We start from the raw sequence: 12,731 nt of genomic DNA, 5'->3' as shown, positions 1-12,731 counted from the left end.
TGTTCCAGCAGTTATTCAAAATAGGAAATATCCAATGCATTTAGCCGGTCAAGATCAGCTTGAGTATCTACACCCGGTGGCAAGTTAGCCATAGCAACAGCAATTGCAATACGATGGCCATTTTCCAGTACACGCAGCTGCTCTAGACTTTCCAGTTTTTCAAGCAGTCCCATATTCCAACCTACATAAGCCTGCAGCAGGCTCACACGATACGCATAAAGCCCCAGATGACGAAAAGCCTGCGTATGTAACTGCGGTATAGTCTGCCGGGCAGCATCACGATCATAAGGAATAGTGGCTCGACTAAAATACAAAGCCTCTCCATGAAGGCTTTTTACCACTTTAACTATACTGTCACGCTGAAACTCATCAAGCTCATGAATCGGCTCGCATAAAGTCGACATTGAACATTGGGGCTGATCTATTAATAGCTGTGCAACCTGTTGTACCAGTTGAGCCGGCAATAAAGGTTCATCACCCTGAATATTAACAATAATATCATCACTTCCCCAACCCTTGATCCGTGCAACTTCACTCAAGCGGTCCGTACCTGATGGATGATCTGAACGGGTTAACACCACATCCACATTTTCGTCCCGACACACCTCTGCAATACGCTCATCATCAGTTGCCACACATAAATCATCGAACCCCTGAACTTTACGGGCCTGATCTACCACACGTAAAATCATTGGACGTCCATGAATTTCCAGAAGCGGTTTACCCGGCAGACGTGAACTTGCATAACGTGCAGGGATGACGATGTGTTTCATAAAAAGACCTTAAGAAATCTGTATATCATATTGACCAAGCTGTTGTTCCAGCAGTGCATAACAGGCAGAAGATAATATCGCATCGACCGGCACGACCCAAATCTGTCTTTTAAATTCTGGAACACTCTTTAGAAGCTGTCGGATTTTTACTGCATCTTTTTCAGTAGTAATTAGCGGTTTCAAGTCACCAAATTCCAGATCTTTAAGCTGGTAATCATGATGATCTGCGTAGGCATGATGATAAATCCGGTTAATGCCCAGTGAAGCGAGCGTCTGATAAAAGCGCTCAGGAAAACCGATACCTACCACTGCATGAAATTCCAGAGTGGCATCAAATCTCTGCTCTTTTCCTGCACCAGGATTAAGCAAATAAGGCTGCCCGGGCTCAAGATGCATATTAAATACAGACTGAGGATGCTGAGCATGTTCAATTACAGTAGCTTTCTGCAGACGGCTCTTCGGTTCGCGTAAGTAGCCTTCTGGCAGGAGTTTTTCATTGCCCAGGCCACGGTTATTATCCAGTACAATCCACTCAATTTGCCGGCCCAATGCCCAATGCTGCAGCCCGTCATCACTAATGATCAGATCAAGCGAATGATGTTGCAATAACAGTTCAATATTAGCTTGCCGGTTGCTGCCTACTGCCATTGCTATACCGGTCGACTGTACAATCAGGCAAGGTTCATCACCAACCTGCTCAGGTGTGGAGTGAACAGAAACCTGTGCTGGAAATGGTCCTTTGCCTCCATATCCGCGGCTGATCACCCCCACTCGCACCTGCTTACTCTGCAAATATTTGACTAGATGAATCAGCAGTGGTGTCTTTCCACTACCGCCCACGGTAATATTGCCAATAACCATAACCGGCACAGGTGAGTGATAGACTTTCTTTAAACCTGTCTGATAGAACCAGCGGTTTATCAAAAATCCTCCACGATACAAGCATGCCAATGGTCTTAAAATAATCAGCCAAGTAGCCTGCTTATTCCACGCATCTTGAATCAACCGGGCCATTGACATGGATCAGTTTTCCTCAAAATTACGCTGATGCAACTGATAATACGCGCCATGCTTTTGCATCAGTTCCTGATGGTTACCCTGCTCGACAATACGGCCTTTATCCATAACCACAATCCGGTCTGCATTCTCAATAGTAGATAAACGGTGTGCAATAACAATAGTGGTCCGTTCCTGCATAGCCTTATCAAAGGCTTTTTGAATGAAATGCTCAGACTCATTGTCGAGTGCACTGGTAGCCTCATCCAGAATTAGAATTGGGGCATTTTTTAAAATAGCACGGGCAATTGCAATACGCTGACGCTGACCACCTGAAAGATTAAGTCCCTGTGCACCCAGAATGGTGTCATAACCTTGCGGCAAACTCATAATAAAATCATGGGCATAGGCTGCTTTTGCAGCTGCAATGATCTCAGCCTCACTTGCCCCTTGTAGCTGGCCGTAAGCGATGTTGTCTCGCACGCTACGATTAAATAGTACGACCTGCTGGTTTACCATTGCGATTTGAGAACGCAAGGCTGTCAGTTCGATTTTTTGAATATCGATGCCATCTAGTAAAATTTTTCCGGAACTGACTTCCTGAAAACGTACTAGCAAATTCACCAGAGAACTTTTACCTGCACCAGAACGTCCAACTAATGCTACTGTCTCACCAGCTTTTACATTAAGACTAAAATCATAAATAGCCTGTGAGCCATCACTATAAGTCAGGTTTACCTGATTAAATTCAATATTGCCTTTTAGTACAGGTTTTAAATCACCTGTATTTTTTTCTTCAGGCATATCCAGTAATTCAAATACTGAATAGGCAGCGGCCATCCCCCGCTGCAACTTTTCATTAATATCTGTTAGAGACTTGATCGGCTTAGCCAGTAATCCGGCCGCTGTAATATAGGCGACAAACTCGCCTGCTGAAGTATTACCCAGAACCTGTGGGCGCAAAGCAATCCAGATGATAATACTCATTGCAATTGCCATGATCAGCTGAACAATTGGGCTATTCATCTGCTGTACAATGACCATTTTCAGGCCACGTTTCAGGTTTTCATTAGAATGATGATAAAAACGCTCCTGCTCAAAGGTCTCCCCACCAAATCCTTTTACGACTGCATTACCATTTACACTTTCCTGTACAACATGGTTAATATCACCCATCGTATTTTGCACCTGTACGGAAAGCTTGCGCATCCGTTTAGCCGCTTTGCGGATCAACAGTCCAATCAGTGGTGCGAAAATCAAGATACAGATGGTTAAACGCCAGTTGGTATATAATAGATAACCAATTAGGCCTAATGTAATAAAACCGTACTGAACCAGTGTTTTTAAAGATTCAGAAGAAGCAGCTGTAAGTTGCTCCACGTTATACATGATTTTGGCAGTAATCTGGCCACTGTTATTGTCCAGATAATACTGGGCAGGTAAACGCAATAGTTTGGCAAACACCTCTTGCCGGATCTGAAAAATCAGACTACGTGAGATGACAGCTGTATAGTAGCCGCCAATAAATAGCCCCAATCCACGGAAAAAAATCAAGATAATAACCAGAAATGGAAACCAGTTTAAATTCTGCTGGTTCTGGTGCTGAATAGCATTAATGATATATTCAAGCAGCTTGGCAACTGATACCTCTGTAGAAGCATTAATACCAAAACCGACGAGTACAAGTAAAGCTGCCCCCCAGTAAGGCTTTAAATAAGACAGGAGACGCGCATAAACTTTAAAATCTTGCTTCACTAATAACCTCGGGTAGGGAGCTTGGTACTAATATTGACATTTACAAAGCCCAGCTGTCCGGCCGTATCCATCACACGGATTACATCCTGATGGGTAGCCTTGGCATCAGCCGCAATAATAAACATCAAATCACGCCGGTCTTCAGCAACCTGCTTGATTGCTGCGCTTAAATCAGCCACTTCTTTACTGGACAAAGCTTGCCCATTGACTGCGTAATGGCCGGAAGAGTCTACCATAACCTCGATTTTCTGATCGTATTGTTTTGGTGGAACACCCTGTGCATCTGGCAGGGTCAGGTTAAGACGGCTTTGCTGATTAAATGTCGTAGACAAAAGCAGAAATACCAGAATAAATAATAGGCAGTCGATCATGGGAGTCAGGTTAATCTGAATATCTTCCACTTGAGAGCGCTTGAATTTCATGATATTTGACCTGTTTAGCCGACTTTTCGCAGCTCTGAACCAGCTGTACTACTATAGAACAATGCTGCATGAAATAATGTTGACTGCTGCTCAAGCTCAGCCACATATTCCTGTACCAGTCTTTGAAAGAATCGATAGGCGAATAATGCAGGAATAGCAATCAGCATACCCGCAGCAGTGGTAATCAGGGCTTTAGAAATACCCGGTATCATAAGACCCGGGTTACTGGTCGTACCTAGATCAATCACCAGAAAAGATTCAATAATACCCAGCACCGTACCCAGCAGCCCAAGTAATGGGGCTACTGCGCTCAAGGTACCCAAAAAATTAATATTCTTTTCCAAATACCCAATTTCCTGAGAGGCTTTCGCTTCCATCTGGGCACGTGCAAACTGCTCACTTTCTTGCCGACTCGCATAGCCTGCCAGCAGAATCTGCCCCAAAGTGCTAGCCTGCAGGTTTGGGGCATGGCTTAACCTGTCGATTACTGGAGCAATATCTTGGAGATGACGTAAAATCAGCTCTACAGGAATCACTTGAGAGCGCTTTAAACGGATAAAGCGCTCCAATGTAATAGCTATGGTAAAAATAGAACATACGACGAGCGGCAGCATTAGCCAGCCGCCAGCTTTAACAAGTTCCCACATGCTGTATACCCCAAATCAAACTATCTTTTTATATTTTTAAACTGTTAATCGGCCAGACAGATATTCAAGATACCATCAAGCTCATCAAGCGAATGATAATGGATCACCAGTTTTCCTTTACCTTGCTTGTTGTAATCAATTTTGACATCTGCACTGAAACGTTCAGAAAGCCGCTGGGTGAGCTGCTCAAGATCAGCTGACATTGACGTTTTATTTTTTTCCTGTTTTGGTGTGTTCCACTCACGCACCAGTTGCTCGGTCTGACGGACTGAAAGACTTTTTTCAATAACGGTATCAGCAGCTTTTAGCTGATCTTTAGATTTTAGGGTCAGGATTGCACGCGCATGTCCCATATCCAGCAAACCTTGTTGCATAAAGTCTTTTACTGGCTCAGCCAGGCTCAGCAAACGCAACAGGTTACTTACGGTAGTACGGGCCTTGCCTACTGTTTCGGCTATTTCCTGATGGCTTAAACCGAATTCATCATGAAAACGCTGTAATGCTATTGCTTGGTCAATTGGATTCAGATCCTGGCGCTGAATATTTTCAATCAAGGCAAGCGCAATTGCTACCTGGTCATTTAAGTCACGAACAATTGCTGGTACTTCAGTCAGCCCCGCCAGCTGCGCTGCACGCCAGCGGCGTTCTCCTGCAATAATTTCATAGGGACGCTTTTCATCATCAACCGGGCGTATAACAATCGGCTGCATAACCCCATGCTTCTCAATTGAAGCGGCCAGTTCCTGCAGATCTTTTTCCTCAATAAAACGGCGCGGCTGGTATTCACCCCGCTTAAGCAGATGCACATCAATCTGTTTAAGCTGTCCATGATCCAGTGATTGAGCTTCTAGCTGCAACTTCTCTTTTTGAATCGAACCTAGTAAGGCATCTAAACCACGGCCTTTGGCCAATCCGCGCTTTTTGGTGGTCATGCATTACTTCCTTTTTTTAGCTTGGTCTTTTTAAGAATTTCGGCTGCAAGATTCAAATAAGCTACTGCACCTTTAGAACTTTTCTCAAAATAAATGATAGGCAAACCATGCGCTGGTGCTTCAGCCAGTCGAACATTACGTGGAATAACCGTCTCGTAGAGTTTTTTGCCAAAATACTGTTCCAGTTCAGCCGAAACATCACGGGTCAGGGCATTTCGGGCATCATACATGGTACGCAATACACCCACAATTTGCAGGTCAGGATTAAGCGCCTGCTGAATACGGTCAATTGTCTGCGTGAGATCTGCCAGTCCCTCAAGCGCGTAATATTCACACTGCATCGGAATGACGACACCCTGCACTGCAGCAAGCGCATTAACGGTGATCAAGCTCAGACTAGGCGCACAATCAACAATGATATAATCATAAGACTTTTCAATATCTTTTAAAGCTTCCCGCAAAATATATTCACGGCCTGGCTGTTCAGCGATCGCCAGCTCTACCCCAGCAAGGTCACGATTGGCCCCAAGAACTTTATAACCTACTTCTGCTTTGGTAATTGCCGTTTCAATGGATACTTCACCCAGCAGTACATCTGTAACTGAATAAAGCAGATCATTTTTCTGCACACCAGAGCCCATCGTCGCATTGCCCTGTGAATCCATGTCTATCAGCAATACACGTTTTTTTAATACTGCAAGAGAAGCTGCCAGGTTGACGGCAGTTGTGGTTTTTCCTACGCCACCTTTCTGGTTTGCAATCGCAATAATCTGAGCCATGCTAACCCCAATCCTAAAAATCTTTTAAATACGTTTTAATAAAAGCAGATGCCGCTGTTCATCCAGACGTGGAACTTGCAGTTCAATAATCTGGCAAGAAAAGTTTTCTGCAAGAGCAGCGACTTCCTCATGTGGAACTAACCCTTTCATAGAAGCAATCACACTTCCGCCATGCATATAAGGTTCTGAAGCGAACACAAAATCTGTCAGTGACGCAAATGCACGGCTGGTGATCACATCAAACTGGCCAAGCTCATGAATACTTTCTTCATTTTCTACACGGGTTTGCACTGCAATCACATTTTTTAGTTTCAGGTCAGCAATAAACTGTTTGAGAAAACGGATTTTTTTGCCATTTGAATCTAGCAATACACATTCACGTTCTGGCTGACACAAGGCAATAATCATGCCTGGCATGCCACCTCCGGTACCAATATCCAGCAGACGTCCAGACGGCAGATCTTTCAAGATGCTTAAACTGTCCAGTAGATGTTTTACCAGCATTTCTTTCGGGTCACGGATTGCTGTCAGATTATAGGCTTTATTCCAGAGTACCAGTGCATCCTGATACTGCAGCAACAGACCTAAAGTCTCATCATTCAAGCTTAGCCCCAAGGCCTGACTGCCCTGTTTTAACTCTTGGAAAAACGGATGCATAAACAAGCAACATCTCAGAAAAATTAAGTGAAGTATACCGATTTCTAGTTCATGACACAGTATCTAATGACTAGTGATTATGCATTTGGTCATACAAGCCCTGCTGAATTTGCTGATCTAGAGCATTCAAACGCTCTGGTGTACCCACATCGACCCAGATTCCCTGCATTTTTTCAGCACTCACCTGCTGCTGTTGCATAGCTTCTTTTAATAGCGGAGCAAGTGGACGCTTACCAGGTTCCAGCCCAACAAACAGCTCTGGCGAAAGAACAGCAATACCACTATAAGTCAGTGCCTCACCAGATTTCGCCTGTGCAAAGGTATAAGCATGCCCCTGAGATAATATAAAATCACCCTGAGGATGCTGAGGCGGATTGTCAACCAGTACCAAATGTGCAAGATGTCCAGTTAACTCAGTCTGCAGCAAAGGCGCAAAATCCATCGTAGTCCAGACGTCACCATTGACCAGAATAAACGGCTCATGACCCAGCAGAGGTAAAGCATTGATAATTCCACCAGCCGTTTCCAGTCCTTCATCCTCATGTGACCAGAGGATATTGACTCCAAAGGCTGAACCGTCACCTAGAGCATCAACGAGCTTTTCACCCAGCCATGCCGTATTGATGACAATATCACGAACACCGATACGCTGTAATTTTTCAAGATGCCAGACTATAAGTGGCTTTCCACCAACTTCCAGTAAAGGCTTGGGCGTGGTCAGTGTGAGTGGCCGCATCCGGTTACCCAGACCCGCTGCCAGAATCATTGCTTTCATCAGGCAGCCACCTCATATATTCCGTATTTTTGGGTAAAAGCAGGCATCACACGCTGACGTATAAATTCCACAAACGCTTCAAGTTCAGTATAGCCCTGACTTTCTTCTAACAGATACCACATCACACGCGGGAGATCTTTTAAGTAACCCGCCTTACCATCACGCTCAAACAGACGCACAAAAATACCTAGTATTTTAATGTGCCGTTGAATGGCCATGAGGTCAGCATCACGCTTAAAGTCTTCAAAGGTACGGTTCAGTTTTGTACTGGTCGGCAAAAGCTCATAAAATGTCTTGAACCATTGATATACACGCTCTGGTTGCCACTGTACATAAGCATCACGGGTAATGGAGATCAGGTCATAAGTATCTGCACCAATTACCGCATCCTGAAAGTCGATAATCCCTAGCTCTTGCCCATCTTCAAGTTTCATTAAGTTACGGCTATGAAAATCACGATGTACGATCACCTGTGGCTGAATTAAAGCAGCTTCAGATAAAAATTTAAATGTCTGATCAATAATTTTCTGTTCTTGCGGAGAGGGTACAATATTTAAGGCGGGCAGCATCCAGTCTGTCAGCAACCGCATTTCAGACAGTAATTTTTCCTGAGAATAAAGCGGAAACTGGCCTTTTCCGTCAATTGATTGCAGCTGTACCAGTTGCTTGAAACTTTGCAAATAATATTGATCTACAGTCTCTTCATTTAGCAGGGTAGAAAGCAATACATCACCAAAATCTTCCAGCAGTAAAAATCCCTGTTCCAGATTTTTTGCCATAATCTGCGGCACCCGCACTCCATGAGCAGCAAAAAATTCATCTATATGAACAAATGGAGCACAGTCTTCTTTTTCTGGCGGCGCATCCATGAGCATATAACTTTTATTCTGATATTTTATACGTGCATAGCGGCGAAAGCTGGCATCACCTGCTAAAAAATTAAGCTCAAACTCATCCGAGTTCAGTACAGTTGTAATCCATGTTTGTATCAATTGTTCACGTTGTGTATTCATTTGCAATAAAATCTAAAACAGGCTGAGTTTTTTAAAGGATTAAGTGTAGCTAGTTCTGCACTTTTTCTCTATGATGCCACAATAATTAATTGCGAAAAGCATACTTGGTTAATGAGACAAATGAAGCATAAGTTTAAATTTAATCCTTTAGCGACTGCTATTTTGACCCTTTTATGTGGTAGCTCCATATCAAGTTATGCAGAGCAGTCAGAACCCTTTTCAACAGTAAGCAATAACCAGCTCAAAGAAAGCATTAATGAAGCTTACCCAGGGCAACAGTTTTTTGAACAATATTATGTTGATAAAAGTGCACCTGAGGCACAACTAAGAAATACTCAGGCCTTAAGTTCTGCATTTTGTCAGGGCACATGGATTACACCAGTTAGTCCGGACAATAACGCACCTGATCCAGACAAGGTCACCTCTGTGATTACTGCTGATTATGGCTATTACAATCCGCAAGGTGATTCGACACTTGAAGGTAATGTGGTAATTGATCAAGAGGGGCGCAGCATTCGTGCAGACAAAGTCACTCTTGACCAGACACAAACCTATGCGAATGCACAAGGTCGGGTACAACTGGCTCAAGGTGGGCTGCTAGCACAAAGTGACCAGATTAACTATAACCTCAAAACACAGACGGGCGACCTGAACAATAGTTTTTATATTGCAGAGCAACAGCATGCTCATGGTCATGCAGAGAAAATTGAACGAACCTCCCCTACAGTTGCAATACTCAGTAATGCCAGTTATACCACCTGCCCGCCAGGTGAAGCACCAGCCTGGAGGCTGCAGGCTGACCGGATCGAGCTTAATCAGGAGACCGGGCGCGGGGTAACAACCGGAACAAAATTATATGTAAAAAATACACCTGTGCTGGCTGTGCCCTACTTCAATTTCCCAATTGATGACCGGCGTACAACTGGTATTTTAAACCCCCAGTTCGGTTTCTCAAATGACGGTGGACTAGAGCTCTCTGTTCCGGTATATCTCAATCTTGCACCAAATTATGATGCGACCATTACACCACGCTATCTTGCTGATCGTGGCCCTATGGCTGAGGGAGAGTTCCGCTATTTAACTGAAAACTTCGGTGAGGGGCGTGTTTGGGGAGGTTATCTTCCTTCTGATAAAGAATATAACGATGAAGACCGTAAAGAATTCCATTTTTTACATGACTGGGTCATTAACCCGTATTGGTCAACTAATCTTGAATATAATTATGTCTCTGATAAAGACTATTTCGCTGACCTGGATTCAAGTCCAAACAGCAAAACCGATCTGAACCAGCGCCGCGCCTGGGTAATTAATTATCGTAATCAGATTCCAGGCTTGAAAGCTCAACTTAAGGTCGAAGACTTTCAGACACTGGATAAAGACATTAAGGATGAAGATCGGCCGTACGCTCGACTTCCTCAATTCCTGTTGAATTACGTCGGGGGAAATCCTCAGGGCCTACAGTATGAATTCAACAATGATACCGGCTATTTTAAAAAATCAATTAATGATGATTCAGATGTTCTGGAAAGTAGTGGTACCCGTATCTATAATCAATTTGCGGTTCGTTACAACTACCGCAATCCATGGTCTTTTGTAATTCCGGAAGTATCTTTCCGCTCTATTAACACTTTCTATGATCGCGACTCTCGTGAAGACCGGGGTATTGAAGCAGATTCTCTGACAAAAAGTGTAGCAGTACCGCAATTTACACTTGATACCGGCCTATTGTTTGAAAAAGAAGGAACTTTCCTGCAAAGTATTTCTCCGCGCCTTTTCTATGCTTATGCGCCGTATAAAGATCAGAATGATTATCCAAACTTTGATACGACTACAGCCTCTATCAGTTATGACCAGTTGTTCAATCCTTACCGCTTTTATGGACATGACCGCTTAGAAGACAATAATTTTCTTTCTCTGGGCGTAACATACAGCCTGATGGATCAGATAGGTTTGGAAAGACTGCGTGCCAGTGTAGGACAAAGCTACTTCTTTGAAGACCGCAGAGTAACTTTATATAATGAGGATGAGCTGGACCAAGAAAAACGTACGGGTCCGGTACTCAGCCTGAGTAGCCAGCTGAATCAGAATTTCACAATTAGCGCTAATTCAGCCTGGATGTCTAATGGTGAAAACTCGCAGCGAGATTTTCAGGTTTACTACACCGGTAATCAGGGCAATCTTTACAATCTTGGCTATTTTTACCGCAAAGATATTCCAAACCGCCAAGACAGCTATGATCAGGTGGTTGCATCGTTTATACAACCTGTTTATAACAATTGGCGTATTATGGGCCATGTGCAATATGACATTGATCAGGATGTAGCACGTGAATATCTGCTCGGTGTAAATTATGAATCCTGCTGTTGGGGCGTGTCAGTATATGGCCGCTCTTATTATAATGATCTAGATGACATCAATGAGCCGGGGGTTAAACCGAAACGCGCTGTTATGGCCGAGTTCACCCTCAAGGGATTAGGGGGGCTAAATAATAAACTGGCCTCTTTACTTGAAAGTCGCGTTTTAGGTTTTAGTAAAATTAATCAATCTTGGACACAACGTTAATGAAGACAAAGTATTTTAAACAATTCTTTAAAGCCACTGCGCTTGCCTTAGTCATTTCTTCATCAATGCAAAGCTTTGCACAACCTGTAGATGAGGTTGTTGCGATTGTGGACAATGGTGTCATCTTAAAAAGTGATTTGATACAAGGCGTAGCTGAACTTAAACATCAGCTGGAAACCCAGAAACGTGAAGTTCCTCCACAGGCGTTTCTGGAAAAACAGGCTTTGGACCAGCTGATTTTGCGTCAGGCCCAGCTTGAACAGGTACGACGCTATAACGTTAAACCTGATGAAAAGAGTTTAAATGAGGCAGTGATGAAGGTTGCCAGTCAGTCCGGCACAAAAACCCTAGAAGCCTTTCAGCAAAAGCTTGATGCTATGGCTCCAGGAACATATGAATCATTACGTAACCGTATCGCTGAAGATTTAGCAATTAATCGTCTTCGCCAGCAACAGGTTATGTCCCGCATCAAAATCAGCGACCAAGATGTAGAGAATTTCCTGAAATCTCCACAAGGTCAGGCGGCACTGGGTAGTCAGGTCCATGTCATTCATGCCCGGATTACTCCTAAAGACAAGCAGACTGCTAATGTTGAAAGTATTGCCCAGCAAGTAAAAAATGCTTTAAACACAAGCAATGACATTCAGGCTATCAGTAAGCAATATTCAGATGCTAAGGTTCAGGTAGAAGGTGTAGATATGGGCTTTCGCAGCCTAGCAGACATACCTGCCGAACTTGCAGCTCGCGTAAGTGCCTTATCTGTCGGCCAAACTACCGAGCTGATTCCGGCACGTGATGGTGTGCATGTTCTAAAAGTATTAGAACGTAAGACAAGTGAACAAAAAGCATTAGTCCCGCAGTATCAGACCCGTCATATTTTGATTCAGCCATCTGAAGTGGTCAGTCCAGAAAATGCTAAACACATGATTGATAATATTTATAATCGTCTTAAAGCTGGTGAGGATTTCACAGTATTAGCTTCTACTTTTTCAACAGATACTGGATCAGCACGTGACGGTGGTAGTTTGGGCTGGGTAAGCCCTGGTGTAATGGTGCCTGAGTTTGAAGAAAAAATGAAAAGCACTCCTGTCGGCCAGGTTAGTGCTCCTTTCCAGACCCAGTTTGGATGGCATATTTTACAGGTGACAGATACTCGTCAGCAGGATATGACAGAAGAATACCAAGAACGTATGGCTCGCCAAATTCTGGGTGAGCGGCAGTTTGAAACCGAGCTTGATAGCTGGCTACGTGAACTGCGTGCCAATGCTTATGTTGAAATCAAGCAACCTAATCTGGACAGTAACTCCTAGTTAAGCTAAAAAAGACACTGGTAACCGTGTCTTTTTTAATAACTAAACTTAAAAGTTTTAAGTCAAAGTTTGATTAATAAAAAAGCTCCTTTTTTAAGGAGCTTTTTTTA

Annotated in this window: 12 protein-coding genes; 2 read left to right on the top strand and 10 right to left on the bottom strand. The window is 43.6% G+C overall.

Going from position 1 to position 12,731, the window contains the following annotated elements; translation table 11 throughout:
* Positions 1 to 11: 11 nt before the first annotated feature.
* The 10 genes from kdsB to ABZP31_RS05440 form a co-directional block, all read right to left on the bottom strand.
* Positions 12 to 773, bottom strand: a complete 762-nt coding sequence (gene kdsB / locus ABZP31_RS05485; RefSeq protein WP_248134274.1) for a 3-deoxy-manno-octulosonate cytidylyltransferase — start codon at positions 771 to 773, stop codon at positions 12 to 14.
* Positions 774 to 782: 9 nt separating this feature from the next.
* A complete protein-coding gene (lpxK, locus tag ABZP31_RS05480) occupies positions 783 to 1,793 on the bottom strand; it encodes a tetraacyldisaccharide 4'-kinase (RefSeq protein ID WP_111280914.1) in 1,011 nt (336 codons plus the stop codon).
* Between the two features lie 3 nt (positions 1,794 to 1,796).
* The gene (gene msbA, locus ABZP31_RS05475; RefSeq protein ID WP_111280912.1) at positions 1,797 to 3,524 is read right to left on the bottom strand and encodes a lipid A export permease/ATP-binding protein MsbA; all 1,728 of its coding nucleotides are present in this window, start codon (positions 3,522 to 3,524) and stop codon (positions 1,797 to 1,799) included.
* Positions 3,524 to 3,946: a biopolymer transporter ExbD gene (locus ABZP31_RS05470; protein ID WP_005014717.1), complete on the bottom strand. Its 423-nt coding sequence runs from the start codon at positions 3,944 to 3,946 to the stop codon at positions 3,524 to 3,526. Before ABZP31_RS05470 ends, msbA begins: the two co-directional genes overlap by 1 nt.
* A 14-nt stretch (positions 3,947 to 3,960) precedes the next feature.
* Positions 3,961 to 4,593, bottom strand: coding sequence for a MotA/TolQ/ExbB proton channel family protein (locus ABZP31_RS05465; protein ID WP_034683561.1), 633 nt, complete (start codon positions 4,591 to 4,593; stop codon positions 3,961 to 3,963).
* Positions 4,594 to 4,637: 44 nt separating this feature from the next.
* Positions 4,638 to 5,525 carry a ParB/RepB/Spo0J family partition protein gene (locus tag ABZP31_RS05460; RefSeq protein ID WP_005014719.1) on the bottom strand — a complete coding sequence of 296 codons (888 nt, stop codon included), beginning with the start codon at positions 5,523 to 5,525 and terminating at the stop codon, positions 4,638 to 4,640.
* Positions 5,522 to 6,304, bottom strand: coding sequence for a ParA family protein (locus ABZP31_RS05455; protein WP_034683560.1), 783 nt, complete (start codon positions 6,302 to 6,304; stop codon positions 5,522 to 5,524). The genes ABZP31_RS05460 and ABZP31_RS05455 overlap by 4 nt, the downstream gene beginning before the upstream one ends.
* Positions 6,305 to 6,328: 24 nt before the next feature.
* Positions 6,329 to 6,961 (bottom strand): 16S rRNA (guanine(527)-N(7))-methyltransferase RsmG, encoded by a 633-nt coding sequence (rsmG, locus tag ABZP31_RS05450; RefSeq protein WP_248134276.1) that lies wholly within the window; start codon positions 6,959 to 6,961, stop codon positions 6,329 to 6,331.
* 70 nt (positions 6,962 to 7,031) lie between these two features.
* Entirely contained in the window at positions 7,032 to 7,736 is a 705-nt protein-coding gene (gene murU / locus ABZP31_RS05445; RefSeq protein WP_248134277.1) for an N-acetylmuramate alpha-1-phosphate uridylyltransferase MurU, read from the bottom strand.
* A complete protein-coding gene (locus ABZP31_RS05440) occupies positions 7,736 to 8,749 on the bottom strand; it encodes an aminoglycoside phosphotransferase family protein (RefSeq protein WP_367156932.1) in 1,014 nt (337 codons plus the stop codon). Before ABZP31_RS05440 ends, murU begins: the two co-directional genes overlap by 1 nt.
* Before the next feature lie 120 nt (positions 8,750 to 8,869).
* Between ABZP31_RS05440 and ABZP31_RS05435 the strand changes: the two genes are divergently transcribed.
* Together ABZP31_RS05435 and ABZP31_RS05430 are read left to right on the top strand one after the other, a co-directional pair.
* A complete protein-coding gene (locus ABZP31_RS05435; protein ID WP_005405323.1) occupies positions 8,870 to 11,311 on the top strand; it encodes an LPS-assembly protein LptD in 2,442 nt (813 codons plus the stop codon).
* Positions 11,311 to 12,621, top strand: a complete 1,311-nt coding sequence (locus ABZP31_RS05430; protein ID WP_248134282.1) for a peptidylprolyl isomerase — start codon at positions 11,311 to 11,313, stop codon at positions 12,619 to 12,621. The genes ABZP31_RS05435 and ABZP31_RS05430 overlap by 1 nt, the downstream gene beginning before the upstream one ends.
* Positions 12,622 to 12,731 lie beyond the last annotated feature (110 nt).

Source organism: Acinetobacter sp. FL, from assembly GCF_040744925.1.
Classification (GTDB): Bacteria; Pseudomonadota; Gammaproteobacteria; order Pseudomonadales; family Moraxellaceae; genus Acinetobacter; species Acinetobacter radioresistens.
This window is presented reverse-complemented; position numbering and strand designations above follow the sequence as displayed.

Coding starts and splice junctions, on each gene's coding strand:
- kdsB (WP_248134274.1), bottom strand. CDS start 773: ATGAAACACATCGTCATCCCTGCACGTTATGCAAGTTCACGTCTGCCG.
- lpxK (WP_111280914.1), bottom strand. CDS start 1,793: ATGTCAATGGCCCGGTTGATTCAAGATGCGTGGAATAAGCAGGCTACT.
- ABZP31_RS05470 (WP_005014717.1), bottom strand. CDS start 3,946: ATGAAATTCAAGCGCTCTCAAGTGGAAGATATTCAGATTAACCTGACT.
- ABZP31_RS05465 (WP_034683561.1), bottom strand. CDS start 4,593: ATGTGGGAACTTGTTAAAGCTGGCGGCTGGCTAATGCTGCCGCTCGTC.
- ABZP31_RS05460 (WP_005014719.1), bottom strand. CDS start 5,525: ATGACCACCAAAAAGCGCGGATTGGCCAAAGGCCGTGGTTTAGATGCC.
- ABZP31_RS05455 (WP_034683560.1), bottom strand. CDS start 6,304: ATGGCTCAGATTATTGCGATTGCAAACCAGAAAGGTGGCGTAGGAAAA.
- rsmG (WP_248134276.1), bottom strand. CDS start 6,961: ATGCATCCGTTTTTCCAAGAGTTAAAACAGGGCAGTCAGGCCTTGGGG.
- murU (WP_248134277.1), bottom strand. CDS start 7,736: ATGAAAGCAATGATTCTGGCAGCGGGTCTGGGTAACCGGATGCGGCCA.
- ABZP31_RS05440 (WP_367156932.1), bottom strand. CDS start 8,749: ATGAATACACAACGTGAACAATTGATACAAACATGGATTACAACTGTA.
- ABZP31_RS05435 (WP_005405323.1), top strand. CDS start 8,870: ATGAAGCATAAGTTTAAATTTAATCCTTTAGCGACTGCTATTTTGACC.
- ABZP31_RS05430 (WP_248134282.1), top strand. CDS start 11,311: ATGAAGACAAAGTATTTTAAACAATTCTTTAAAGCCACTGCGCTTGCC.